Source organism: Micromonospora sp. NPDC023633, assembly GCF_040640035.1.
Taxonomy (GTDB): Bacteria; Actinomycetota; Actinomycetes; order Mycobacteriales; family Micromonosporaceae; genus Micromonospora.
The window spans coordinates 21,063-46,671 of record NZ_JBFABB010000056.1 but is presented as its reverse complement, the minus strand read 5'-3'; the positions used below and the strand labels follow the sequence as shown (position 1 = coordinate 46,671).

The window sequence follows — 25,609 nt, the reverse complement described above, 5'->3', positions numbered from 1 at the left end:
CTGGAACAGGATCGCGACGCGGGTGCGGACGGCGGCGGGCAGCCGGTGCCGGGCGCCCGCCACCGGGTGGCCGTCGAGGGTGACGACGCCGGGCTGGTCGCCGCGCTGCGCGAGCGGGGTGTCCGGCACGTGTACGGCGGCTACTGGACCTGCAACCGGCTCATCTTCGCCACCCGCGAGGACGTGCTCTGCGCGGTCGTCGACGACGACCTGCGCCCCGGGCACGACCGGTACCTGCCGTACCGCCGGGCGGTGCTGCGGTCCGCCGCGCCGGCCTGGGTCGCGCTGGCCGGCTCGCCGCTGGCCGCCCGCCTGGACGAGCGCCGGCGTACCGATCCGGCCGCGCTCGACCTGGTCACCGTCCCCGGCTGGCGGATCTACCTGCCCCGCCGCTGACCCCGCGCACTCGCCCCGGTCGCGCGCACCGCCCGAAGGTCTGCACCTCCACCCGGACGGTGTCGAGCGTGGCCGGGGCCGGTGCGCTCCGCGGTGCGGACGACGCCGGCGGGCCGCCGGCCGGACGGCCGTCAGCGCGGCGCGGTGGGCTCGCCGAGCAGGCCGAGGCGGTGCGCCAGCGCGGCGGCCTCCACGCGGTTGCTCACGTCCAGCTTGGCGATGATCCGGGAGACGTGCACGCTGGCCGTCTTCGGCGAGATGAAGAGCCGCTCGGCGATCCGGCTGTTGCTCTGGCCCTCGGCGACCAGCCGCAGCACCTCCCGCTCGCGCAGGGTGAGCAGGTCCGCGCCGGGACGCCCCCGCCTCGCCCCGCGCAGGCCGACCCGCCGGGCCAGGGTGGCGGCCTGCCCCGCGAGCGGCGCCGCGCCCAACCCGTCGGCGAGCGCGGCGGCCTCGGCGACCGCCGCCGCCACCTCGTCCCGCTCCCCCACCGCTGCCGCCGCCTCCGCGAGCGACAGCAGCGCCCGGGCGAGGGGGTACGGCTGCCCGTCGGCCCGCCACGCCGCGACCGCCGTACGCCACGCCGGAAGCTCCTCGCCGCCGGCGGCCAGGAGGGCCACCACCTGGGCGGCGTGCGCCCGCTCGGCCGGATGGCGGGCCGGCAGCGCGGCGGCGAGGGCGGACACCGCCCCGGCCAGTTCGGCGTCCCCGCTCCGCGCGGCGGTCCGGGCGACGGCGCTGAGCACCGGCCAACCCTCCCGGGGAAGCTGCGGCAGCCGCTCGTCGGCCAGCGCGGCGTGGGCCGCGCGTACCGCCCCGGGCGGGTCGTCGGCCGCCAGCGCCGCCTCGATCCGCAGCTCCCGCAGCGGCAGCCGGTGGTTCGGCCACAGGTAGGGCCGGGCCAGGAAGGCCAGTGCCCGGTCCACCAGTTCCTCGGCGGCGGGGTGGGCCCGGGCCAGCCTCAGCCCGGCGCGAAGCTGCAGCCAGTGCAGGCCGGACACGCCCGGCAGGTCGATCCGGGCCGCCTCCGCGCAGGCGGCGTCGGCCTCGTCCCAGCGGCCCAGGGCGATCAGCGCCTCGGCCTGGTTCGACAGCAGGTACGCGCCGGTGGAGCGGCTGACGCCGACCCGGCGCGCCTCGGCCGCCCCGGCGGCTGCCGCGTCGGCGGACTCGGCGTACCGGCCCAGCTCGAACAGCACGTCGGAGAGGTGGACCAGCGCGCTCACCAGCGCCGGCGCGGAGCCGGCGGCGCGGGCCCGCCCCTCGGCCAGGCGCAGCCCGGCCAGGCGGCGCTCGGGCGAAGCCTCGGTGCGGCACAGGAGGGCGATGCGGGTCGGCAGCAGCTCCAGGTCGTCGCCGAGCGCCTCGACCGCCTCCGCCGCCTCGGCCGCGAGCGTCCCGACCTGCTCGGGGTCCAGCCGGAACAGCTGCGCGGCGACGTCGGCGAGCAGCCGGACCCGTTCCGGCCCGTCCGGCCCCCCGCTGGCCAGCCGGTACGCCTCCCGCAGCTCGGCCGCCCCGTCGCTCTTGCCGAGCATGGCCAGCAGCCGGCCGCGCCGGTCCAGCAGCCGCGCCGCGCGCAGCGGCTCCGCCCCGACGTCCACCTCGGCCAGGGCGGCCCGGGTCAGGGTGAGCGCGCGCTGGTAGTCACCGGCGGTGGTGGCGGCGGCGAGCGTCTCCTCCAGCACCGCGAGGTGGTCCATGTCGAGCCGCTCGGCCGCGTCGGGCACCAGCTCCCACAGCTCCAGCACCCGTTCCAGCAGCCGGCTCTGCTCCGCGTACGCGTACCGGTCGGCGGCGGCGCGCGCCGCGGTGCGGGCGGTCACCAGTGCCCGGGGGTGGTCGTGGGCGGCGTACCAGTGGTGGGCGGTCTCGGCCGGGGCACAGCCGGCGGCGACCAGGTGCGGCTGGGCCTCGATGGCCGCCGCCCAGCGGGCGTGCAGCCGGGCGTGCTCGCCGGGCAGCAGCTCGTCGTGGACGGCCTCGCGGACCAGCGCGTGCCGGAACTCGTAGTCGCCCTCCGGGTCGGCCACCACGAGCTGGGCGGCGACGGCGGCGCGCAGCGCGTCCTCCAGCTCCGGCTCGGGCAGTCCGGCGACCTCGGCGAGCAGTTGGTGGGCGAACCGGGTGCCGCCGGCGGCGGCCATCCGCAGCACCCGCTGGGCGGCGTCGGGCAGCCGGTCCACCCGGGCCAGCAGCAGGTCGCGCAGCGTCTCCGGCAGCGTGGCACAGCCCATCGGGTCGCCGGCCGCGGCCAGTTCCTCGATGAAGAACGGGTTGCCCTGGGTGCGCTGATGGATGTCGTCGACCGCGCGGGCGAGCGGTTCGGCGCCGAGCAGGTCCGTCAGGATCGCCCCGGTGCCGTCCCGGTCGAGGCGGCCCAGCTCGATCCGTTCGACGCCGCGGGCCCGGTCCAGCTCGGCGAGGAAGGGCCGCAGCGGGTGCCCGCGGTGCAGCTCGTCGGTGCGGTAGGTGCAGACCAGCAGCAGCCGGGCGGTGCGGGCGGCGCGCACCAGGAAGGCGATCAGGTCGCGGGTGGACCGGTCGGCCCAGTGCAGGTCCTCGATCACCAGCACCAGGGGCTGCCCGGCGGCGAGCCGCTCGAACAGCTCGGCGACCAGGTCGAACAGGTAGCCGCGCGGGGCGTCCGGGACGAGCGCGACGGCGGGCGCGGCGATGCCGGCCGGCCCCCGGGCCAGCTCGGGCAGGAGGCGGGCGAACTCGGCCTCGTACCCGTCGAAGACGCCGGGACCGTCGCGGCGCAGCACGGCCCGCAGCGCGGCGGCGAACGGCGCGAAGGGGAGGCCGGCCTCGCCGAGTTCGAGGCACTGGCCGACCAGCAGCCGCGCGCCGCCCTCGGTGGCCGACCGGCCGAACTCCTCCAGCAGCCGGGTCTTGCCCACCCCGGCCTCGCCGCCGACCAGGACGGCGGTCGGTTCCCCGGCACGGGCCCGGCCGAGGGCGTCACGCAGGGCCGCGAGCTCCTGCTGGCGGCCCACGAGGACGGTGCTGGCGGCGCGTGCGGTCACGGCACCGAGCATGACACGGCCCGCGCCGCCGCCGGCTCCGCTGACCGGCCGGTCAGCCGACGGCGCCCGGCGCGGGCCGGCCAGCACGGCGTCGACCGGTCGTGGGCCGATCCGCACGGCGTCTGCCTCTCGCTGGCCGGTCAGCACGGCGTCGGCCCCCGGCGGGTCGGTGGCGACCGCCGGGGGCGCGGGGACGGTCACCGGCGGGCGTCGCCGGTGCGTACCGGATGGTTTCGTCGACTGAGCCAGGCGCGCGTGGTGCGGCGCGGCAGGGCCCGGGCGAGCCGGTCGACCGCGGCCTCGGCGCGTAGCTCGGCGGCGTGCGTACGGTGGATCGAGAGGATGAAGTCTGCGTCGTTGCCGAACATGGCGGGCTCCCTGCGGTCGTCGTCGGCTGTCGACTCCGACTCTGCGCGCGAAGGTGCCCCCGGGGCATGGGTGTGCCGCCCGATCTTCGCCCGCTCCCCCTCCTTACTCCCGGCCCTCGTCGGCGATGCGGGCGCGTAAGGTACTCAGCCCAGCCGCGGACAAGGCGACGTGCGGCGACCACTAGACTCTGCGGCATGGCAAAGCCCCAGGAGAAGGTCTCGTTCGGCCAGCGGCTGAAGCAGATCGGGATGGTGTTCAAGTTCACCGCCAAGCAGGACCGGTGGTTCGCGCCGTTGGCGGCCGCCGCGGTGCTGATCCCGCTCGCGCTCACCGTGGTCGCGGTCCTGCTCTGGGGCTGGATCTGGCTGCCGCTGGGCATCCTGTTCGCCCTGCTCTGCCTGCTGATCGTGCTCAACCTGCGGTCCAACCAGGCGATGATGAACGCCGCCGAGGGGCAGCCCGGCGCGGCGGCCCAGATCATGGAGAGCATGCGCGGCGACTGGCGGGTCACCCCGGCGGTCAGCTCCACCACGCAGATGGACATGGTCCACCTGGTCATCGGCCGGCCCGGGGTGATCCTGCTGGCGGAGGGCAACCCGCAGCGGGTACGCGGCCTGCTCGGCCAGGAGAAGCGGCGGCTGGCGAAGGTGATCGGCTCCGCCCCGCTCTTCGACTACGTGATCGGCCAGGAGGAGGGCGAGCTGCCCATCCGCAAGCTGCGGATGACGTTGATGCGGCTGCCGCGCAACCTCAGCGGCAAGGACGTCAACTCGCTGGACAAGCGGCTCAAGGCGCTCACCGCCCGCCCGCAGATGCCCAAGGGCGCGATCCCGAAGAACATGCGGCCCGCGCGCGGCGCGTTCCGCCAGACGCGCGGTCGCTGACCGCCGACGCGTACGCGAAGAGCCGGGCCCGTGCGAAGGGCCCGGCTCTTGTCGTGTGTCAGGGGCGGGGGGCGTCGGTGACGACGGAGCCCGCGAGGCGGTCGTGCAGGCCACGGCGGTGGCCGTCCATCAGCAGGGCCGGCACGACCAGGGCGAGCAGCAGGCCGCGCAGCAGGGCCCGGGCCACCCCGATGCGACCGCCGTCGACCCAGGCGACGCAGCGGACCTTCGTGATGAACATGCCGGGCGTCTGCGCGAAGAGCCCGAGGAAGAGGCCGTACTCGCCGATCAGCACCAGCACGGGCGCCCACCCGTCGCGGACCGGGTCGGCGAAGACCCCGGCGATGAGCAGGCAGAGCACCCAGTCGATCACCAGCGCCCCGAACCGGCGCCCCAGGCTGGGCGGGGTGAAGGCGGGATCCGTCGCGGGCGGTACGGGGCGATCATGCGGCTTGGTCACAACGGTCAAGGGTATCCAGGGCGGATGGACGGATCGGGGACGGTCGCCGCATCCGGGCAGCAAAAAGGGGCGAAAGCGAGCAAGTATCAATAGAATGGCACAGCCGATGGCGTCCCGCCGCGCGGCCCGGCCCGCCCTAGCGGCGCGGATGACGCTCCGCGAGGGACGTAACACGGCAGAAACACTCAAGACATGGCCGGGCAACCGCGCGGCCATAGCGTCGCCAGGAGCCTAGCCACCCGTGGACGTGCCAGGAGGACGTGTGTTCGCCAATCCCGAGGAACTCCTGCGATACCTCAAGAACGAGGACGTGAAGTTCGTCGACGTACGTTTCTGTGACCTGCCCGGCGTGATGCAGCACTTCAACATGCCGGTCGAGTCCGTCGACGACGCCTTCTTCACCGAGGGCCTGGCCTTCGACGGTTCGTCGATCCGCGGTTTCCAGGCGATCCACGAGTCGGACATGCTCCTGCTCCCGGACGTCGCCACCGCCTTCATCGACCCCTTCCGGGCGCAGAAGACCCTCGCGCTCAACTTCTTCATCCACGACCCGTTCACCCGCGAGGCCTACAGCCGGGACCCGCGCAACGTGGCGAAGAAGGCCGAGGCCTACCTGGCCGCCAGCGGCATCGCCGACACCGCGTACTTCGGCGCGGAGGCGGAGTTCTACATCTTCGACTCCATCCGCCACGAGACCTCGGCGCACCAGTCGTTCTACTACATCGACTCGATCGAGGGCGCCTGGAACACCGGCCGCGAGGAGCCGGGCGGCAACCGCGGCTACAAGACCGCGTACAAGGGCGGCTACTTCCCGGTGCCGCCGGTCGACCACCTCGCCGACCTGCGCGACAGCATCGTGCGCCGGCTGGTCGACAGCGGGTTCACCGTGGAGCGCTCGCACCACGAGGTGGGCACCGCCGGCCAGTCCGAGATCAACTACCGGTTCTCGACGCTGCTGCACGCCGCCGACCAGCTCCAGCTCTTCAAGTACATCGTGAAGAACGAGACCTGGGCCAACGGCAAGACCGCCACCTTCATGCCGAAGCCGCTCTTCGGCGACAACGGCTCCGGCATGCACACCCACCAGAGCCTCTGGCTGAACGGCGAGCCGCTGTTCTACGACGAGACCGGCTACGCCGGCCTGTCGGACATGGCCCGCTGGTACATCGGCGGCCTGCTGCACCACGCCCCGTCGCTGCTGGCCTTCACCAACCCGACGGTCAACTCGTACCGCCGGCTGGTGCCGGGCTTCGAGGCGCCGGTCAACCTGGTCTACTCGCAGCGCAACCGCTCCGCCTGCACCCGCATCCCGGTGACCGGCAGCAACCCGAAGGCCAAGCGGGTCGAGTTCCGCGTGCCGGACCCGTCGGCCAACGTCTACCTGGCCTTCTCGGCGATGATGATGGCCGGCCTGGACGGCATCAAGAGCAAGATCGAGCCGCCGGCGCCGATCGACAAGGACCTCTACGACCTCCCGCCGGAGGAGTGGGGCGACGTCAAGCAGGTGCCGGGCTCGCTGTCGGCCGTGCTCGACTCCCTCGAGGCCGACCACGACTACCTGCTCGACGGCGGGGTGTTCACCCCCGACCTGATCTCGACCTGGATCGAGTGGAAGCGCGCCAACGAGGTCGACCCGGTGCGCCTGCGCCCGACCCCGCACGAGTTCGCCATGTACTTCGACTGCTGACGCACTCCGACTGCTGACGCAGCAGAAGACCACAGGAAGGCCCCGGGTCCGCCCGGGGCCTTCCGTCTGTGCGCCCGCCGGGCGGCGCGGCCGGGACGTTCCCACAGCTGGGCCGCGTAACGGACACCGGCATACCTTCGCATCCGTTATATTGCAGGGCGTGGACACACCGCTGCGCGAACCCACCTTCCTGATCCTCACCGCGCTGGCCGGCCAGCCGATGCACGGCTACGGCCTGATCGGCGAGGTCGCCGCCCTCTCCGACGGGCGCGTGTCGCTGCGGCCGGGCACCCTCTACGGCGCGCTCGACCGGCTGACCGACGCCGGCCTGGTCGAGGTCGACCGCGAGGAGATCGTGGACGGCCGGCTGCGCCGCTACTACCGCCTCTCCCCCGCCGGCGACGCCACGCTCACCGCCGAGACCGAGCGCCTGCGCCGCAACGTCGAGGCGGCCACCGCCCGCCTGCGCGCCCGCGCGGTCCGGCCGCTGGCCCCGCGTACCGCCGGGGGGCTGGCATGAGCGAGCTGGAGCGGCGCTACCACCGCCTGCTGCGGGCCTACCCGGCCGACTACCGCCGGGCGCGCGGCGCGGAGATCGTCGACACGTACCTCGACCTGGCCGGCCCGGAGCGGCGCTGGCCCTCGCCCGCGGACGCCGCGGACCTGCTGCGCGGCGGCCTCCGCCAGCGGCTGCGGGCCGCCGGGGCCGCCGACCTCATCCCGGGCGTACGCCTCGCCGCCGTGCTCGCCTTCCTCACCGCGACGGCACTGGCAGGGGCCTGGTCGGGGCTGGAGCTGCACCCGCCGATGGCGCAGTGGGGCGTGCCGCACGCCGGACCGTTCGTCTCGCTCGGGATCGGGGTGTGGGCCGCCTGGCTGCTCGCCGCGGCGGTGCACGCGGCGGCACCGGGTCGGTGGACCCGCCACGCGGTGGCCCTCGCCCTGCTGCTCACGGTGGCGGTCGTGCCGGTCGCGGCCCTCGCCGGTCTGCCCCGACCGCCGCTGTTCGTGCTGCTGCCGCAGGTCGGGCTGGGGTTGGTCGCACTCGGCCTCCCGGAGCGGCCACCCATGCCGGTCCGGTCGGCGCCCCTGCTCGCCGTCGTCGCCGCCGGCCTCACGAGTGTCATCCTGCTACCTCGCTACGACTCCTACCTCAGCTACCACGGCTGGACGGCGAGCGGGGTGCTGCCCGCCGCCGCCGTGGCCCTGCTCATTCTGGTGCTGCTGCTCGGAGCGGGGCTGGCCCTGCGGGCCGATTACCGGGGCGGCTGGGCGCTGCTGGTGCTGCTGACCCCGATCGGCCTGCTCTTCCTGGACCCGCTGGCCGGCGCGGTCGACGGCAACATGGGCGGCGCGCCCAACCCGGGATGGGACGCGCTCGCCGCGACGGCCGTCGCGGTCGGCCTGGCCGGCCCCGCGCTGCTGCCGCTGACGATCGCCCTGCGCAGGCGGATGCGCCGGCCCGGCCCGGTCCGGTCCGGCGACCGCTGCCCGACCTGCGGACGCACCGCCGAGCGGGTCCCGTAGACCAGCGGCAGCGGCACCCGCGCGGCGGGTGGAACGCCATGGGGTGTCACCAGCGCGTTTCGACAACCATGGCGTTCCACCCGCCCCGGCCGATCCGCGACGGCGCATGGCGGCGGGTGGTGGCGCGGATCGGCACTCGCCGCGAGGGCCGCTCGCGCGGCGGCGGGGCGGTCAGCGCAGGGCGGTCTCCCATGCCTCGGCGTGGGCGTCGAGGTAGTCGGCGGTGGCCAGCCAGTACGGGCCGTCCTCGGTCCAGATCCGAACCCACGGCTCGCGCCGCTGCTCCGCGCCCTCGCGCAGCAGGTCGTACATGGCCCGGGCGCGACGGCCCAGCGTGACGGCCAGGGCCGGGCGGGACGCCTCGTCGAGGCGGTAGCCGTCGGCGAAGGCACGCAGGCGGGCCGCCGACTCGGCCACCGGCCGGTCCGGGCGCAGGCCGGCCATGCTCTGCGCGGCGTACGCGACGTCCCAGAGCCGGGAGCCCGGCGCGGCAGCGTCCCAGTCGATCAGGACCCAGCCCCGGTCCGCCCTGATCAGGTTCCAGGGGGCCACGTCGTTGTGGCAGACGAGTTCCTCCCGGTCCGGCGGGATGAGCCGCTGCCACGCCGCCCCGGCCGGCGGGGTGAACCCGGCCAGCGCGGCGTGCAGCTCGGCCAGCATCCGGCCGATCGCGCACAGGTCCGCCACCGGGTACGTGCCCGACGCCGCGCCGACCTCGCCGGGGACGTACTCCAGCACCTGCCGGCCCTGCGCGTCGCGGCCCAGCGGTCGGGGCGCGCCGGAGAATCCCACCGCGTGCAGGTGTTCCAGCAGGGCGTCCACCGCCTCGGTCCAGGGGCCGACCGGGCGCCGCACGGTGTCGCCGACGCGCACCACGCCGGTGGTGGCGTTGCCCGCCAACGGTTCCTCGACTGCGCTCATCCCACGATCATGGACCCGTCACCCGCAGCACGCGGCACGGCCCCGTCCCCCACAGCGCGCGGCCCGCAGTCTCAGCCGGGACGCGCGGCACGGGCCCGGCGCAGAGCCCACACCGCCAACCCGGCCGCCAGCGCGGTCATCGCCAGGGCGCCCGGGGCCTTACTGAACCGGGCCAGGTTGGTGCCGTCGGGCAGGGTGAGGAAGGCCACCGCGGCGCAGGGCGCCACGAACCAGGTGGTCCGGGTCGCGGCGACCGCGAGCAGCGCCAGCGGCCAGGTGGCGTACCAGGGGTGGAAGACCGGGGCCAGCACGACCGTGGCGACCAGCGCCTGGCCGGCGCCGAGCAGGGCGACCCGGGGGCGGGCGGCGTCCGGGCGGCCCAGCCGCTGCCGGACGTCGGCGAGGCGGCACAGCCCCGACCAGGCCCGCCACCACAGCGCCGCCACCGCTACCGCGAGCAGCAGCAGCGCCGCCGTGCGGGTGACCGGCACCGCGCCCGGCTCGCGGCCGACGAGCCCGCCCGCGTAGTCGACGACGAAGCCGACCGCCGTGGGCGGGGACGTCCACTGCTCGGAGTCACCGCTGCGGGTCAGCCCGCCCACCCAGCCGAGGCCGAGGCCGGACAGCAGCGAGGTGACCGCCACCGCGCCGAGCACCCCGCCGGCCAGCCAGCCGGCGTCGCGCAGCAGCGCCCGCAGGGTGTGGCGGCCGCGCACCGCCGCCAGCGCCGCGAACGGGAGCACCACCACGGCGGTCGCCTTCACCGTCACCGCCAGCCCGAGCAGCGCCCCGGCCAACAGCAACGGCCCCGGCCTGCCGGGCCGGCGGAGGAGCACCAGCAGGCCCGGCAGCAGCAGTCCGAGCATCACCGCGTCGTTGTGCGCGCCGGCGATCAGGTGCACCCCGACCAGCGGGCCGGCCAGCGCCAGCCAGGCCGCCCGGCGGGTGGGCACGCCGGCGGCCCGGGCCAACCCCGGCAGGCAGAGGGCGGCCAGCAGCACGCCGACGACCGCGAGCAGCCGGAACGCCACGATCGCGCCCACCAGGCCGCCGCCGAGGGTCACCGCGAGCGCGGCGAGCAGCACGAAGAACGGCCCGTACGGCGCCGGCGTGTCCCGCCAGATCGGCGCGACCGCGTCCACCCAGGGACAGCCGGCCTCGGCGACACCGGTGGCGTACGGGTCGACGCCGTGCGCGTACGCCCAGCCCTGGCAGGCGTAGGAGTAGACGTCCCGGCTGCCCAGTGGCGGGGCGGCCAGCAGCGGCAGCGCCCACAGCCCGGCGGTCAGGTACGCCCACCGCGTCGACGGCGCGCCCCGGCGCAGCGCCCACCAGGCGCCGACCAGCAGGGCGGTGCCGACGAGCCACAGCGCGACGGTCCACGGCTCGTCCGCGCGGCGCCCGCGCGCCGAGGCGGCGTCGGGCAGCGCGCCGCCGAGCCAACCGGCGACGGCCAGCAGAACCGCCCCGACCAGGCCGGCGTACCGGGCGAGCCGGGCGACGCCGGGCGGGGCCGGCGGGGTGCCGGGAGCGGCCGGCGGGGTGCCGGGAGCGGTCACCGGCGGCCCTCTCCTCAGTCCACGGCGGCCGGTCGACGGGCCGCCCGGGCCGACCGTACCAAGCGGACCACCACCACGATCACGAACAGCGTCATCAGCGGCGCCCCGACGGTCTTGGTGTACCGGGGCAGCCCCGTGCCGTCGGCGAGCACCAGGAACGACGAGACGACCGCGACCACCGCGAACCAGCCGGTGCGCCGCGCCGTGGCCGCGAGCACGGCCAGCGGCCAGGTCCAGTACCAGGGGTGGAAGAGCGGGGCGAGGGCGACGGTGGCGGCGAGCGCCAGGCCGGCGTGCCAGATCGGCTCCCGGTGGCGGGCCCGCCACCACAGCCAGAGCAGCACCAGTGCCAGCGCCGCCATGCCGATCCCCCGGGTGACCGGCAGCGGGTCGCCGTGCCAGCCGAAGGGCGCGGCGAGGTAGGCGACGGTCTGTCCCACCGCCGTCGGCGGCGAGGTCCAGGCGATCACCAGGCCGCCCTGCTCCAGCCCGGTGATCCAGCCGAAGCCCAGGCCGGTGGCGAGGGTCGCGCCGACCACGGCGGCGACCGCCCCGCCGACCACCCACCCGCCGTCGCGCACCAGCGCCCTGATCGAGTACGCCCCGACGATCGCGGCCAGCGCGGCGAACGGCACCACGACCAGCGCGGTCACCTTGATCGCGGCGGCCAGCCCGAGCAGCACTCCCCCGGCGAGCAGCGGGCCGGGGCGGCCTGGCCGGGACACCACCACCGCCAGGCCGGCGACGAGCAGCCCCACCATCAGCGCGTCGTTGTGCGCCCCCGAGATCAGGTGCACCCCGATCAGCGGCGAGCCCAGCGCCAGCCAGACCGCCCGGCCGGCCGGTACGCCGCAGCGCCGGGCCAGCACCGGCAGGCTGGCCGCCGTCAGCCCCACCCCGACGACGGCGAGCAGCCGGAACAGCACGATGCTGCCGACCAGTGACCCGGTCGCCTCGACCACCGCCCCGGCGAGCAGCACGAACAGCGGCCCGTACGGGGCCGAGGTGTCCCGCCAGATGTACGAGATGGTGTCCAGCCACGGGCACGGCAGCGCCGAGACGCCCTGCTCGTACGGGTTGATCCCGCCCGAGTAGCTGGCCCCCTGGCAGGCGTACGCGTAGACGTCCCGGCTGCCCAGCGGCGGCGTGAGAAGCAGCGGCAGCAGCCAGAGCCCGACGGTCACCAGCGCCCAGCGGGTCGACGGCACCCGGTCGCGCAGCGCCCACCAGGCGTACGCCATCAGGCCCGTGCCGACCGCCCAGGTGGCGATGATCAGCGGGCCGTGCGGGCCCTGCCAGATGCTGACCGGGGTGGGGCGCAGGTCGCCGTCGGGGAACGCGCCGCCGAGGAACGCGGCCACGGCGAGCAGCGTCGAGCCGGCGAGGCCGAGCCAGCGCGCGAGGTGGTGAGGCACGCCGGACATGCTGCCAGTACGGTGGTCGCGGTACGGAGGTGGGCATGCGGCGCAGTCGGGTGGTGGCGGTGGCAGCCGCGTCCGCCGTGCTCCTCGGGGTGGCCTACGTCGCCCTCCCGCCGACCGGCTCCGACCTCGCCGCGCAGGTCGCGCGGGCCGACTTCTCCGCCGCCCACGGCCTCGCCCCGGTGGACCTGCGCTGGTACGGCGGCGTGCAGCAGTTCGGCTACAGCCTGCTCTCCCAGCCGGTGATGGCGCTGCTCGGGGTGCGGGTCACCGGCGCGCTGGCCCTGGTGGCGGCGGCCACCGCGTTCGCGGCGCTGCTGGTGCGTACCGGGGTGCCCCGCCCGCTGCTCGGCAGCCTCGTCGGGGTGCTCACCATCGCCGGCAACCTGGTCTCGGGCCGGGTGACGTACGGCCTCGGGGTGGCCCTCGGCCTCGGCGCGCTGCTCGCCCTCACCCTCCCCCGGGTCCCCGCCGGCGCCGGCGCTGGCACGGAGCGGCGGGCGCGGCGCCGGCGGCTCGGGCGGCTCGGGCTGGCGGCGGCCGGGGCGCTGCTGGCCTCGGCGACGAGCCCGGTGGCGGGTCTCTTCGTCGGCCTGGCCGGCGCGGCGCTGCTGCTGACCCGCCGGTACGCCGACGGCCTGGTGCTCGGCGTCGCCGCCGCGCTGCCGCTCGGGCTGACCGCCCTGCTCTTCGGCGACGGCGGCTGGATGAACATCAGCCGCACCGACACCGTGCGCGCCGTGCTGACCAGTCTGCTCGTGGCCGCGCTGGTGGGCTACCGGCCGGTGCGGGCGGGGGCGCTGCTCTCGGCGTCCGGGGTGCTGGCGGCGGCGCTGGTGCACACCCCGGTCGGGCTGAACGCCACCCGGCTGGCCGTCATGTTCGCCCTGCCCCTGCTGGCCGCCGCCGCCCGTCCCCCGGCCCGGCTGACCGCGTGGCTCGCCCGGTTCGGCCGGACCGCCGCGTCATCCGCCGCGCGACCCGTCGAGGCCGCGCGGACCGGAGTCGGGGGCGGCACGCGGGTCCGGGGCGGCGTCGCGCTGGCCGCGCTGCTGGCGGCGGTGTGCTGGTGGCAGCCGCCGGTGCCCCCCGCCGACCTGCGCAGCGTCGACGACCCGACCAGCCGGGCCGCCTACTTCGCGCCGCTGCGGGCGTTCCTCGGCGGGCAGCGACTCAGCGGCCGGGTGGAGGTCCCACCGACCCGCAACTACTGGGAGGCGGCGAGGCTGGGCGAGGTGCCGCTGGCCCGGGGCTGGCTGCGGCAGGCCGACATCGACCGCAACCCGCTTTTCTTCACCACCGTGCCGGGGGCGGTTGGCACCGGGGTGCCGCTGACCGCCGCGAACTACCGGGACTGGCTCGACGACAACGCGGTGCAGTTCGTCGCGGTGCCGGACGCCCCGCTGTCCTGGGTGGGGCGGGCCGAGGCCGAGCTGGTCGCGGGCGGGCTGCCGTACCTGACGCCCGTCTGGTCCGGCCCGCACTGGCGGGTCTGGGCGGTGGCCGACCCGGCCCCGATCGTCGGCGCGCCGGCCGAGCTGGTCGCGCACGACGGCGCCTCGGTGACGTTCCGGACGCCGGCCGCCGGCACCGTGCCCGTCCGGGTGCGGCACAGCCGCTGGCTCACCGCCTCGGGCGGGGCCACGGTCGCCGCCGCCGGCGACTGGACGGCGGTGACCGTGCCGCGCGCCGGGCAGTACCGGCTCGGCAGCTGACCGGGGCGCGGCCCACCTTTTTGCCGATCCGGCAACGTTACTTGCTCCTCCCGCCGGGTGCGCGCACGATCGACGCGGCAGGGCACGCAGGCAGCGCATCAGGAGGACGAGACGTGCACCACGACGCGACGGCCGGGCAGCACCGGCACGACGGCACCACGGCGGCCACCGGACCCGACGGTCGGCACCACCCGGACGTCGACGAGGAGACCGCGCGGTTCTGGGAGGAGCACTACGGGCGGCACGAGAGGGTCTGGAGCGGCCGGGCGAACCCGATCCTGGTCGACGTCGCCGGCTCGCTGCCGGCCGGCAGCGTGCTGGACCTCGGCTGCGGCGAGGGCGGCGACGCGATCTGGCTGGCCGGGCGGGGCTGGCGGGTGACCGCCGTCGACGTCTCCGAGACCGCCCTCGCCCGGGCGGCCGAGGAGGCGGCCGCCGCCGGGGTGGCGTCCCGCATCGAGTTCCGCCGGCACGACCTCACCCGGACGTTCCCGCCGGGCGAGTACGACCTGGTCTCCGCGCAGTTCCTCCAGTCGCCGCTGGAGTTTCCCCGGGCGGGACTGCTGCGGTCGGCGGCCCGGGCCGTGGCCCCCGGCGGCCGGCTGCTCGTCGTCGACCACGGCGAGGCCCCGCCGTGGGGACGGCACGACCACGCGCACGCGCGCTTCTCGACTCCGCAGGAGACCCTGGCCGCGCTCGACCTCGACCCCGACCGGTGGGACGCCGAGCGGCTCGACGCCCCGCGCCGCCAGGCCACCGGCCCGAACGGCGAGACCGGCGAGCTGGTCGACCACGTGGTGCTGGTCCACCGCCGCCTCTGAGGCCCGCGCCGGCGGCGGGACCCGGTCGGCCCCGGCCCGAGGCCCGGCGGCGCGGGTGGGCCGAGCGCCCTGCCGGGCCGCCCGCCGGCGCACCCGGCCGGCTCAGCCGTCGAGGACCCGTTCCATCGCCGCCCGGGAGCGGCGGCCGGTGCGCAGGTACTCGTCGAGGAACTCGCCCGGATCGTCCCGGCCGAGCAGCCGGACCACCCCGGCCAGCTCGACGCCGTGCCGGGGCAGCTGGTCGCCCGCCCGGCCGCGGACCAGCATCAGCGCGTTGCGGACCTGCGCGGCCAGCGTCCAGCCGGCCGCCATCTCCACGGCGTCCGTCGGGTCGACCAGGCCCGCGTCCCGGGCCGCCGCGAGGGCGTCGAGCGTACGCGTGCCGCGCAGCGCCGGGATCGTCCCGGCGTGTTGGAGCTGGAGCAGCTGCACCGCCCACTCGACGTCGGCGAGCCCACCCCGGCCGAGCTTGGTGTGGGTGGCCGGGTCGGCGCCCCGGGGCAGCCGCTCGTGCTCCACCCGCGCCTTGATCCGGCGGATCTCCACCACCTGCTCGCGGGTCAGCCCGTCCGCCGGGTAGCGCACCGGGTCGACCATCGCCTCGAACTCGGCGCCGAGGTCGGCGTCGCCGCAGACGAACCGGGCGCGCAGCAGCGCCTGTGCCTCCCACACCTTCGACCAGCGGGCGTAGTACTGCGCGTACGCGGCGAGGCTGCGCACCAGCGGGCCCTGCCGGCCCTCCGGGCGCAGGTCGGCGTCGACGCCGAGGGGCGGGTCGGGCGCGGGCACGCCGAGCAGCCGGCGCAGCTCCTCGGCGATCGCGCGCGCGGCGGCGCTGGCCGCGCTGTCGCCCGCGCCGGCCGGCGCGTCGTAGACGAAGAGCACGTCGGCGTCGGAGAGGTAGTTCGACTCGTACCCGCCGAGGCGGCCCATGCCGATCACGGCGAAGCGCAGCCCCGGCACGGGCGGCTGGGCCGCCCGGGCGGCCCGCAGCGCGGCGGCCAGGGTGGCGTCGGTGACGTCCGCCAGGGCGGTGCCGACGGCGGTCACGTCGGCCAGGCCCAGCGCCGCCCGCCCGCCGTCGGGCCGGGGCGGCGACGGGGCCAGCGACCCGGCCCGGCTCAGCAGGTCGGCGCAGGCGATCCGGACCAGTTCCCGGCGGCGCAGCGCGCGGATCGCCCGGGTGGCCTCGACCGGGTCGGAGTGCCGGGCCGCGGCGGCGGCGAAGCCCTCGCAGAGGACCGCACCGGGCCGGGGGGTCAGCTCGCTCTCCTCGGCCAGCAGTCGCAGCGCCTCCGGCTCGCGGGCCAGCAGGTCGGCGGCGTACCGGGAGGAGGAGAGCACCCGGGCCAGCCGGCGGGCCACCGGGCCGGAGTCGCGCAGCAGGCGCAGGTACCAGGGGGTGCTGCCGAGCTTGTCGGAGACCTGCCGGTAGTTGAGCAGGCCGCGGTCCGGCTCGGGGGCGTCGGCGAACTCGCTGAGCAGCACCGGCAGCAGGGTGCGCTGGATGGCGGCGGTGCGGCTCACCCCGCCGGTGAGGGCCTGGAGGTGGCGCAGCGCCCCGGCGGGGTCGGCGAAGCCGAGGATCTCCAGCCGGTGCCGGGCCGCCTCGGGGGTCAGCCGCAGCCCGTCGGCCGGCACCCGGGCCACCGACTCCAGCAGCGGCCGGTAGAGCAGCTTGGCGTGCAGGCGGCGTACCTCGGTGGCGTGGGTGACCCACTCGGCGCGGAACTCCTCGACGGCGCTGCGGCCCGGCGTGGCGGTGTGGCCCAGCGCGGCGGCCAGCCAGCGCAGCGCGGCCGGCTCGGTCGGCACCGTGTGGGTGCGGCGCAGCCCCTGGAGCTGGAGGCGGTGCTCGACGCCGCGCAGGAAGCGGTAGCCGCGCAGCAGCGCCTCGCCGTCGGCCCGGCCGACGTAGCCGCCGGCGACCAGCGCGCGCAGCGCCGGGATGGTGCCGGGCACCCGCAGCGACTCGTCGCCCCGGCCGTGCACCAGTTGCAGCAGCTGCACGGCGAACTCGATGTCGCGCAGCCCGCCCGGGCCGCGCTTGATCTCGCGCTCCAGCTCCTTCGGCGGGACGTTGTCGATGATCTTGCGCCGCATGGCGCGGACGTCCTCGACCGCCTCGGGCCGCTCGGCGGCCCGCCACACCAGCGGGGCGAGCTGGTCGATCCACTCCCGGCCCAGCGCCAGGTCGCCGGCCGCCGGCCGCGCCTTGAGCAGCGCCTGGAACTCCCAGGTGCGCGCCCAGCGCCGGTAGTAGGCGAGGTGGCTGGCCAGCGTCCGCACCAGCGGTCCCCGGTTGCCCTCCGGGCGCAGGGCGGCGTCGACCGGCCAGGCGACCAGCCCGCAGACGTGGATCAGCCGGGTGGCGACCGTGGTGGCCGCGGCGAGGTCGTCGTCCTCGGCGGCCACGAAGATCACGTCGACGTCGGAGACGTAGTTCAGCTCGTCGCCGCCGCACTTGCCCATCGCCACGACGGCGAGCCGGGGCCGGGGGGTGCCCGCCGGCAGCTCGCCGACCGCGATCTCGTACGCCGCCGCCAGGGTCGCGTCGGCCAGCGCGGAGAGCGCGGCCATGGTCTGCTCCAGGCCCCGGCCGCCGGTCAGGTCGGCCGCCGCGATCCGCAGCAGCGCCAGCCGGTACGCCCTGCGCAGCACCGCCACCGGCTGCCCGTCGCCGGACAGGTCGAGCCGCCCCTCGGCGGTCGGCGCCAGCCCGTCCGGGGCGGTGCGCAGGGCCGGCCACTGGTCGGGGTTGGCGACCAGGTGGTCGCCGAGCGCGGAGGAGGCACCGAGGACGGCGATCAGCCGGCGGCGCAGGCCGGGGTCGTCGGCGAGCGCCGCCAGCAGCGCCGACGGCGCCTGCTCCGGGACGGTGCGGCGCTCGGCCTCGACCGGCCTGCCGGGGCGGGCCTCTTCCCTGGCGGCTGTGCGGCGGCCCGTGGCGGGGCCGGTGCCGCTCGCTGCGGTGCGGCGCTCGGCCTCGACGATGCGGTGCAGCTGGCGCAGCGCCAGGTCCGGGTCGGCGGCCCGGGAGAGCCCGGCGAGCAGCTCCGCCCCGCGGTCGTCGGTGGGCTCCTGCACGTCCGGCCGCCACAGCCCGAGCCCGTCCGGGCCGAGCAGGTCGGCGGCGCGGGTCACGCCGGCGCCGCCGTCGGTGCCGAAGCCGTAGCGGGCCAGCCGTCCCGCGGCCCTGACCGGCCGGCTCATCACTGCCCGAGCAGGGGCAGGCTACGGCGGGGCGCGGCGTCGTCCAGCTCGCCCAGGGCCAGCGCGGCGAACCGGGCGGCGAACGGCTGCCAGACCTCCTCGACGTCGACCATCACCTCGTGGCAGGCCGCCACCACCAGGTCGGGGTCGTGGCCCAGCTCGGCCAGCAGCGTCGAGTCGGCGGCCCAGTCGGCGATCATGGCGGTGTCGCACTCGATGTGGAACTGCAACCCCCAGGCCCGGTCGCCGAGGCGGAACGCCTGGTGGGGGTAGCTCGGCGAGGCGGCCAGCAGGGTGGCGCCCCGGGGCAGCTCGGTGATCTCGTCGACGTGCCACTGGAACACGTCGGGGATCAGCGGGACGTAGCGGAAGAGCGGGTCGGTGTCGGCGGCGTCCCGCTTGCCGACCACGCAAGGGCCGACCTCCGGCCCGGCGGCGCTGCGCTCGACCTGGCCGGCGTGCGCGGTGGCCAGCAGCTGCGCGCCGAGGCAGATGCCGAGGGTCGGCACCCGGTGCCGGACGGCCTTGCGCAGCAGCCCCTCCAGCGCCGGGAGCCAGGGCGCGGCGGGCGACCCGTCCGGCAGCGGGTACGGCGGCAGCGCGCCGCCGAGCACCACCAGCGCGGAGTAGCCCGTCAGGTCGGCGGGGATCTCGTCACCGGCGTGGGCGCGGACGACCCACAGGTCGAGGCCGGCCTCGGTCAGCCACTCACCCAGCCGGCGGACGTCGTCGGTCGGGTCGTTCTCGATCACCAGCGCGGTAGCCACGACGTCGAGGCTAGCCGGTGGCCCGGACGGACCCCGGAACGCCTCCGCCGGCGCGGCGGCGCCCCGCCACCGACCGGCCGACGCGGCAGGGTCGTCGCGCCCGTCCCACCCTCGGCGGACCGGGCCGGCCGGTACGTGGACCGGTGACCCGTCGCGACTAGGCTCTGCCGCTGTGCCCGACCACGCCCGCCCGACTCCCGCCACCGCCGTACGACCGCCGGTGCTGCGCCCCGGCGACACGGTGATGCTGGTGTCGCCCTCCGGCCCGACCCGGCCGGAACGGGTGGCCCGGGGCATCGAGCTGCTCACCGGCTGGGGCCTGCGGCCGGTGCTGGCCCCCCACGCGTACGCCCGGCAGGGCTACCTCGCCGGCGCGGACGAACTGCGCGCCGCCGACCTGAACACGGCGTTCGCCGACCCCGAGGTGCGCGGGGTGATCTGCACCCGGGGTGGCTACGGCGCGCAGCGGATCGTCGACGCGATCGACATGGCCGCCGTACGCCGGGACCCGAAGGTCGTCGCCGGCTTCTCCGACATCACGGCGCTGCAGTTCGCGCTCTGGCGGGGCGCCCGGCTGGCCGGCGTGCACGGCCCGGGGGCGGCCTGGTCGGACGAGCGCACGCCGCTGCGCTCGGCCGAGTCGCTGCACGCCGCCCTGATGACCACCGAACCGGTCACGGTGACCGCCGTCGCCGAGGAGGAGACCTTCGGGGTTCGCGTGCCCGGCCGGGCCACCGGTCCGCTGCTGGGCGGCAACCTCTGCCTGATCGCGGCGTCCCTGGGCACCCCGGACATGCCGGACCTGACCGGCGCGGTCCTGCTCGTCGAGGACGTGCAGGAGCCGCCCTACAAGGTGGACCGGATGCTCACCCAGCTCCGCCGCGCCGGGGCGCTGGACGGGCTGGCCGGGGTGGCGGTGGGCCAGTTCACCGGCTGCGCGGACGGGTGGTCGGTCGGCGTCGCCGACGTGCTCGCCGAGCGCCTCGGCGACCTCGGCGTCCCCGTCCTCGGCGGCCTCCCGATCGGTCACGGCCCCGGCCAGCTCACCGTCCCGGTGGGCACCGAGGCCACCCTCGACACGACCACCGCCACCCTGGAGATCACCCCCGCCGTCCGCTGACCCGCCCGCGCGGGCCCGCCCCCGCGCTCGCCCTCGCGTCCACCGGGTTGATCATGGGGTTAGCGGCAGCGACACCGACATTTCGCACCGCCAACCTCATGATCGACCCGGTGGAGAGGCTGAGTGGAGGGCCGGCGGGGTGGTCAGGGGGTGAGGTGGGCCAGGGCGCCCGTTTCCAGGGCGGCCCAGACCGTGGCGTCGGGGGCGACCGTGAGACCGTGGGGCTCGGAGGCCGGGGTCGGGAGGTCGTGGTTGGTGATCGCGCCGTCGGGGGTGACGTGGCCGATGCGGTTGCCGCCCCACTCGGTGTACCAGCAGCCGCCGGTCGGGTCGGCGACGATCGCGTGCGGCCGGGCGGACCGGTCCGGCAGCGGGTACTCGGTGATCCGCCCGTCCGGGGTGATCCGGCCGAGCTGACCGGCGCCGATCTCGACGAACCAGAGAGCCCCGTCGACGCCGGCGGCGATGCCGACCGGAGCGGCCCCCTCGGTCGGCAGCGCGTGCAGGGTCACCGCGCCGTCCATGCCGATCCGGCCCACCGCGTTCGCCCGGTTGAGCGTGAACCAGACGGCCTCGTCGGGCCCGGCGGCGACCATCGAGGCGAAGCCGCCGCTCACCGGCAGCGGGAACCGCGTCTGCTCCCCGTCGACGGTGACCCGACCGATCGCGTCGGCGCCCATCGCCGCGTACCAGAGGGCACCGTCGGGACCGGCGGCGATGCCGCAGGGGCCGGTTCCGGCCGGAAGCTCGACGGCGCCCAGCTCGCCGTCGGTGGTGATCCGGCCGATCCGGTCGTCGCCGGAGCGGGTGAACCAGAGGGCGCCGTCGGGGCCGGGAGTGATGATCAACGGCCGGCTGTCGGCCGCCACCGACCAGGTGCGCACGTCGCCGTCCGTACCCACCCGCGCGATCCCGCCGGCATGGACCAGCGTCAGCCAGAGCGCGCCGTCGGGGCCGACCGTGATGCCGTAAGGGCCGGCGCCCGCCCCGGTCAGCGGGACTTCCCGGATCTTCGCGGACGTCGTCAAGAGGGGTCACCTTCCGTCACCTGCTCCGCCCCGGCGGGGCGCTGCCGCCCGCATACCCTCGCCGCCCGCGCGCCCCGGTGCAACCCGTTTGCCCGGCCGGAGGGCCCGGATTGCCAGCTCGCTGACAGGGTCGCCACGGCTTCCCCCCAGCCCGGGCGGTCACCGTCGGTGAGGTCATCGCACCACCCACCGACGAGCTGGAGGACGACATGTCCCGCACCACGAGGAAGAAGCACCTGCTGGCCGGGCTGGCCGCGGCCGGCGTGCTCGGCGTGGGCCTCGCGGCCCCGACGGTCGCGTTCGCCGCGGACGGCGACACCCCGACGCCGGGCGCCAGCACCAGCGCCTCCGAGGACGGCGACCGCCAGCAGCAGCGGGCCGACCGGCAGGCGGAGTTCGCCGAGAAGCTGGCCCAGGAGCTGGGTCTCGACGCCGACAAGGTGACGGCCGCGCTGGAGAAGCTGCGCGCGGAGCACAAGCCGGCGGACCGGCCCGCGCGGGGCGACAAGGGCGATACCGCCGACCGGCAGGCCGCGATGAAGGAGCGCCTGGCGCAGGCCGTCGAGGACGGCAAGCTCACCCAGGAGCAGGCCGACGCCGTCACGGCCGCCGCCGATGCCGGCGTCCTGCCCGGCCCGGGCGGTCGGGGCGGCCACGGCGGACCGGCCGGGCCGGCCGGCAAGTGACGGCTGGCTGACCCGAACCCCCGACCCGCCGGGTGTGGCGGTGCCCGGAACCGCGGACACCGCCACACCCGGGAACGAAACGGTCAGTCGGCCACGCGCCAGCGGACAGGACGGGCAACCGGCCACGCGCCGGCGGACAGGACGGTCAACCGGCGACGCGCCGCCCGCCGACGGGGCGACGGGGCGACGGGTCACGCGCCGGCGGGTGGCGGGGCGAAGACGCCGAAGTGGTTGCCGGCCGGGTCGAGCAGGTGGGCCAGGGTCAGCCCGTTGTCGTTCTCCCTGCGCGGCACCAGCACCTTCCCACCGGCCGCCTCCGCCCGCCGGCAGGTCTCCGCCACGTCGGCCACCTGCACGTAGAAGACCGCGTAGTTCGGGCTCGTCCCGCCGGTCCCCCGGACCGCCCCGCCGATCCCCGCCCCGGCGCCGCCCTCGGTCGTCCGGTACGGGGCCTGAGCGCTGCCCTCCTCGGTGAAGCTCCAGCCGAACAGGTCGCCGTAGAACCGCTGGGCCTCGTCCGGCCGCTCGGTGCCGATCTCGAACCAGGTGACGGCGTTGTCGATGGTCATGTGTGGCCTCCCGTTCCACGCGCCGGCCGGCCGGCCGGCGCGTCAGGAGTCAGCCTCGGCCCCGCCCGCGACACCGTCCTGTCGGTGTTTCCCAGGCAGTTCGGCGGCATTCCAGACCAGCCGGCGGAGCCGTGGCACGAGGTCCGGGCGCCGCCTGCCGTAGCGGCGGTCGAAGTCGACGAACTCCGCGGCCGAGACCGGCAGGGACAGGACGCCGTGCTCGTGCAGGCGGGCCAGCACCTCCGCGCCGACGTCGTCGAGCCGCTCCTCGGCCGGCAGCTGCGCGTCGAAGACGTGGTCGACGGTCTGGGCGAGGGCCAGGTCGGACTCCTCACCCGCGCCCAGCGTCGCCCGTACGCAGCGCACCAGCGCGGCCGACACCTCGCGGTCCCGGAGCAGCCCGGTGTCGCACTCGGCCAGCACGCCGGCGACCAGGCCGGCGGACGCCTCGCGGTCCTGCGCGAGCCGGTCGAGCAGGAGCCGCAGGAACGCGGCCCGGTCCCAGTCGGGGACCACGCCCGTCAGGCCGCCCACCAGTCGCACGCCGCGCAGGTACACGCCCTCCCGCTCCTGCCGGCTCGCCGGGCGCAACGGCAGGAGCCAGGCGTCGAGCAGCACCCGCGCCGCCGAGGTGGGGGCGCTGCCGCCCACCTCGTGGAACGCGGCGAGCGCCGTCGGGAGCTTGTCGAACATCGGCTCCAGGGCGTGCACCACCACGGCGGCGTCGGCGTCGCAGGTCAGGTGGGCGGTGCGCCGCAGTCGGGCGAGCAGCTCGCGCGGCAGACCGTTGCTCCTCGCCCGTTCCGGCGGCAGGCCGAGCGACCACCGCACGTCCAGGTCGGGCGGCGCGGCGAACCGGTCGTCGCACCAGATCCGGACGTCCCGGTCCACGCCGTCGCCGAGGCGTTCCAGCGCCAACAGGTCGCTGAGGCTGTCCCACTCCCCGGGGCCGAGCTGGGCACGCCAGAGCCCCACCTGGGCCCGCCACTCGTCCACCGGGTCGACGGCCTCCGGGAACAGCTCCCGCCCGGTCACCGAACCGCCTGCCGCCAGGGCGAGCAGCAGCAGGTTGGCGCCGTAGGTGGCGTACCGCGCGGGCACCCGCAGCCGCCGTGGGCGGTAGTCGTCGAACCGGCGGGCCCCGGCGGCGTACGGGACGGCCCGGAACAGCCGTAGCAGCAGGCTCGCCCAGGCGGCCCGGTGCGCGGCGTCCTGCCCGGCCAGCCACTCGCCGAGGAAGGCGAGCACGGTGGTCCGGGTGCTCAGCACGGCGTACGAGAGCAGGGCGTGCAGGAGGTCGTCGTCGACCGGCTCGCCGCCCCAGGAGAGGCTGGCGGCGGCGTCCCGCGCGACGAGGTCGTCCACCACCTGCGCGGTGAGCCGGGCCACCAGGTGTTCACCGAAGGTGGCGTGCAGGAACTCGTACGTCTCGCGCCGGCCCTCGTCCGGCGAGGCCCGGGACCGGTGGATGAAGAAGAACCGGCCGAGCACCACCTCGGCCGCGGCCAGCGGGGTCCGCAGCCCGGCACGCTCGGCCGGCGGCACCCCGCCCAGGGGCAGCGCGGCCAGATCGGCGTCGAGTTCGGTCGAGGTGACCCACTGCGCGCCCCGGTTGAACATCGCGAACGCGACCACGGCGAGCCGGCGCAGCTCCTCCTCGACCGCCCGGTGAAGTTCCCGCTCCGGCAGGCCGGCACGCTGCTTGACCACCTCCCGGCGGGCGAAGCGGCGCAGCAGCCGCTCGTAGAGCTCGCCCCGGCGCAGCTCCCCGGCGTGCCGCAGGGCGTTGCCCTCGACGTCGTAGAGCGCCAGCATCAGCAGCAGCAGCGGCTGCTCCGCCAGCTCACGGTGCGACAGCACCGTCGCCCGGTCCAGCGGACGCACGCCGAGCGCCGGGAAGGCGGCGGCGTTGACCCGGTTCCAGGTCTCCACCCAGGCCCCGACCCGCGCGTCGTCGAAGGGCTCCAGCCGGACCGCGACCGTGCCGGGTGGCGGCTGGGCGCGGTCGGCGACGCTGGTCCGGCTGGTCACCAGCACCGCCACCGGCCGGTCCTGGTCGGCCTCCCGGCGCTGGAACGCGGCCACCCGCCGCAGGTAGTCGGTCTGGCTGACCCCGGTGGCCTGGAGCAGCTCGTCGAACCCGTCGAGCAGCACGACCGGGAGCGCGTCGCCCGCCGAGCGCGCCAGCGCCGGCCAGTCGATCCGTTCCCCGGTGTCGTCGCGGATCGCCTGCTCGATCTGGTCCTGGAGGTCACCGGCCGCGTGGACGTCGCGCAGCACCACCCGGACCACCAGGAAGTCGGCCGCCGGCAGGTGGGCGGCGACGACGCGGGTCAGCACCGACTTGCCCGAGCCGGGCTGGCCCAGCACCAGCAGCGGCGCCCGGGTGGCGCCCGGTGAGGTGAGGTGGCCGGTGAGGAACCGGGAGAGGTCCTCGCGCACGTCCTGGCCGTTCCACCACGCCTCGTCGCTCGGTCGGGCATCGACGCCGAGGGCCGCGACGCGGTACGGCGGGGCGACGTACGCCTCGCCGAGCGTCGGCACCCGCAGTCCCGGGGGAACCTCCCCGGAATCGACGATCGGCGCGTCCAGCAGACCGGCGTACGACCTGGCCAGGCCGGCTCGGCGCGCGTCGGGCGGACCGCCGGTGGAGATGGCCGCGAGCGCCTCGCGCAGCTCCGCCAGGCCCACGGCGAGCAACCGCACCTCGTTCCGGGTCGCCTCGTGCTCGTGCAGGCCGAGCCAGAACGCCACCTCGGGGAAGTCCGCCGCAAGGCGGATCAGCAGGTCCCGATACCGCTTCGCGGCGACGTCGGGCGAGTTCCGCAACGCCCGCTCGGTCCTTTGCCACAGCCCCTCGTGCGCCGCCTCCCACACGTGCAGAGCGCCGAGGAAGTGCACGAGCTGAGTGGCGAGCCGTTCGTGGAAGACCTTCACCGCCTGCTGGAGCGCCGGGTAGGGCAGGTGCGGGCCAGGGACCGGTGCGACGGTGGTGAAGTACGACTCGACGAGGAACCTGACGTCGATCGTGGTGGCACCGGCGAGCCGCAGTTGTTCGGCTTTGGTGATCTGCGCCCGGCCGATGTCGATCGGCAGGTCGATCTCGTTCAGCGCCTCGAAGAAGGCGGTCACCGCGATCACCGCGTGCGCCGCCTCCAGCCGCTGCGTACGGCCGTACCTCGACAGCCCGGAGCGCCGCTCGCCGATCTGGGCCACCATCTCGTGGCCGAGCCGGACGAACTCCGCCTTCGCGTCGAAGATCCCCAGCACCGCCGGCACCGGCACCGCGGCGGCCAGCAGCGCTCCCCCGGTCAGCTTGTCGAACCAGTCGACGACCCTGCTCTTCTCCCCGCCGAGCAGGCGTACGGCGTCGGCGTAGCTGAGCGCGTCGGGCACGCGGCGACCTCCTGCGGAAGCGTCCAGGAGGGACAGCATGC

The 25,609-nt window shown here is 76.4% G+C and carries 19 protein-coding genes and 1 pseudogene; 9 read left to right on the top strand and 11 right to left on the bottom strand.

The window, feature by feature from the left end; translation table 11 throughout:
- A pseudogene (locus AB0G13_RS18995) lies at positions 1–396 on the top strand (hypothetical protein); the annotation flags it as partial.
- A gap of 131 nt (positions 397–527) precedes the next feature.
- Here AB0G13_RS18995 and AB0G13_RS18990 read toward each other — a convergent pair.
- Both AB0G13_RS18990 and AB0G13_RS18985 read right to left on the bottom strand, forming a co-directional pair.
- A complete protein-coding gene (locus tag AB0G13_RS18990; RefSeq protein WP_357875844.1) occupies positions 528–3,626 on the bottom strand; it encodes an AAA family ATPase in 3,099 nt (1,032 codons plus the stop codon).
- On the bottom strand, positions 3,623–3,793 hold the full coding sequence (locus AB0G13_RS18985) for a hypothetical protein (RefSeq protein ID WP_357875842.1): 171 nt from the start codon (positions 3,791–3,793) through the stop codon (positions 3,623–3,625). Before AB0G13_RS18985 ends, AB0G13_RS18990 begins: the two co-directional genes overlap by 4 nt.
- A 195-nt stretch (positions 3,794–3,988) precedes the next feature.
- Between AB0G13_RS18985 and AB0G13_RS18980 the strand changes: the two genes are divergently transcribed.
- A complete protein-coding gene (locus AB0G13_RS18980; RefSeq protein ID WP_357875840.1) occupies positions 3,989–4,678 on the top strand; it encodes a DUF4191 domain-containing protein in 690 nt (229 codons plus the stop codon).
- Between the two features lie 58 nt (positions 4,679–4,736).
- Here the strand turns inward: AB0G13_RS18980 and AB0G13_RS18975 are convergent, their stop codons facing one another.
- A complete protein-coding gene (locus AB0G13_RS18975) occupies positions 4,737–5,075 on the bottom strand; it encodes an RDD family protein (protein ID WP_357875848.1) in 339 nt (112 codons plus the stop codon).
- Between the two features lie 325 nt (positions 5,076–5,400).
- Between AB0G13_RS18975 and glnA the strand changes: the two genes are divergently transcribed.
- From glnA to AB0G13_RS18960, 3 genes are all read left to right on the top strand, one after another.
- Positions 5,401–6,825 (top strand): type I glutamate--ammonia ligase, encoded by a 1,425-nt coding sequence (gene glnA / locus AB0G13_RS18970; protein ID WP_357875838.1) that lies wholly within the window; start codon positions 5,401–5,403, stop codon positions 6,823–6,825.
- A 160-nt stretch (positions 6,826–6,985) separates the two neighbouring features.
- On the top strand, positions 6,986–7,345 hold the full coding sequence (locus tag AB0G13_RS18965) for a helix-turn-helix transcriptional regulator (RefSeq protein ID WP_357875836.1): 360 nt from the start codon (positions 6,986–6,988) through the stop codon (positions 7,343–7,345).
- Positions 7,342–8,352, top strand: coding sequence for a hypothetical protein (locus AB0G13_RS18960; RefSeq protein ID WP_357875834.1), 1,011 nt, complete (start codon positions 7,342–7,344; stop codon positions 8,350–8,352). The genes AB0G13_RS18965 and AB0G13_RS18960 overlap by 4 nt, the downstream gene beginning before the upstream one ends.
- A gap of 171 nt (positions 8,353–8,523) precedes the next feature.
- Here AB0G13_RS18960 and AB0G13_RS18955 read toward each other — a convergent pair whose 3' ends face one another.
- The 3 genes from AB0G13_RS18955 to mptB (AB0G13_RS18945) form a co-directional block, all read right to left on the bottom strand.
- A complete protein-coding gene (locus AB0G13_RS18955; RefSeq protein WP_357875832.1) occupies positions 8,524–9,273 on the bottom strand; it encodes a phosphotransferase in 750 nt (249 codons plus the stop codon).
- 71 nt (positions 9,274–9,344) lie between these two features.
- Positions 9,345–10,832: a polyprenol phosphomannose-dependent alpha 1,6 mannosyltransferase MptB gene (gene mptB, locus AB0G13_RS18950; protein ID WP_357875830.1), complete on the bottom strand. Its 1,488-nt coding sequence runs from the start codon at positions 10,830–10,832 to the stop codon at positions 9,345–9,347.
- Between the two features lie 14 nt (positions 10,833–10,846).
- A complete protein-coding gene (mptB, locus tag AB0G13_RS18945) occupies positions 10,847–12,247 on the bottom strand; it encodes a polyprenol phosphomannose-dependent alpha 1,6 mannosyltransferase MptB (RefSeq protein ID WP_357875828.1) in 1,401 nt (466 codons plus the stop codon).
- A 44-nt stretch (positions 12,248–12,291) separates the two neighbouring features.
- Here mptB (AB0G13_RS18945) and AB0G13_RS18940 point away from each other — a divergent pair, with 44 nt between their 5' ends.
- A complete protein-coding gene (locus tag AB0G13_RS18940; RefSeq protein WP_357875826.1) occupies positions 12,292–13,968 on the top strand; it encodes a hypothetical protein in 1,677 nt (558 codons plus the stop codon).
- A gap of 113 nt (positions 13,969–14,081) precedes the next feature.
- Positions 14,082–14,789, top strand: coding sequence for a class I SAM-dependent methyltransferase (locus AB0G13_RS18935; protein ID WP_357875824.1), 708 nt, complete (start codon positions 14,082–14,084; stop codon positions 14,787–14,789).
- 102 nt (positions 14,790–14,891) lie between these two features.
- Here AB0G13_RS18935 and AB0G13_RS18930 read toward each other — a convergent pair whose 3' ends face one another.
- Both AB0G13_RS18930 and AB0G13_RS18925 read right to left on the bottom strand, forming a co-directional pair.
- Positions 14,892–18,002, bottom strand: a complete 3,111-nt coding sequence (locus AB0G13_RS18930; RefSeq protein WP_357875822.1) for a bifunctional [glutamine synthetase] adenylyltransferase/[glutamine synthetase]-adenylyl-L-tyrosine phosphorylase — start codon at positions 18,000–18,002, stop codon at positions 14,892–14,894.
- Positions 18,002–18,769 carry a type 1 glutamine amidotransferase gene (locus AB0G13_RS18925; protein WP_357875820.1) on the bottom strand — a complete coding sequence of 256 codons (768 nt, stop codon included), beginning with the start codon at positions 18,767–18,769 and terminating at the stop codon, positions 18,002–18,004. Before AB0G13_RS18925 ends, AB0G13_RS18930 begins: the two co-directional genes overlap by 1 nt.
- 244 nt (positions 18,770–19,013) lie before the next feature.
- Here AB0G13_RS18925 and AB0G13_RS18920 point away from each other — a divergent pair, with 244 nt between their 5' ends.
- Positions 19,014–19,889, top strand: a complete 876-nt coding sequence (locus AB0G13_RS18920; RefSeq protein WP_357875846.1) for an LD-carboxypeptidase — start codon at positions 19,014–19,016, stop codon at positions 19,887–19,889.
- Positions 19,890–20,032: 143 nt separating this feature from the next.
- On the opposite strand, the gene AB0G13_RS18915 is transcribed toward AB0G13_RS18920, so the two are convergent.
- Positions 20,033–20,917 carry a virginiamycin B lyase gene (locus tag AB0G13_RS18915; RefSeq protein ID WP_357875818.1) on the bottom strand — a complete coding sequence of 295 codons (885 nt, stop codon included), beginning with the start codon at positions 20,915–20,917 and terminating at the stop codon, positions 20,033–20,035.
- 209 nt (positions 20,918–21,126) lie between these two features.
- On the opposite strand from AB0G13_RS18915, the gene AB0G13_RS18910 reads away from it, so the two are divergent.
- The gene (locus AB0G13_RS18910; protein WP_357875816.1) at positions 21,127–21,603 is read left to right on the top strand and encodes a hypothetical protein; all 477 of its coding nucleotides are present in this window, start codon (positions 21,127–21,129) and stop codon (positions 21,601–21,603) included.
- Between the two features lie 191 nt (positions 21,604–21,794).
- On the opposite strand, the gene AB0G13_RS18905 is transcribed toward AB0G13_RS18910, so the two are convergent.
- The gene (locus AB0G13_RS18905) at positions 21,795–22,172 is read right to left on the bottom strand and encodes a VOC family protein (RefSeq protein ID WP_357875814.1); all 378 of its coding nucleotides are present in this window, start codon (positions 22,170–22,172) and stop codon (positions 21,795–21,797) included.
- A 42-nt stretch (positions 22,173–22,214) separates the two neighbouring features.
- Positions 22,215–25,568: a hypothetical protein gene (locus AB0G13_RS18900; RefSeq protein WP_357875812.1), complete on the bottom strand. Its 3,354-nt coding sequence runs from the start codon at positions 25,566–25,568 to the stop codon at positions 22,215–22,217.
- Positions 25,569–25,609 lie beyond the last annotated feature (41 nt).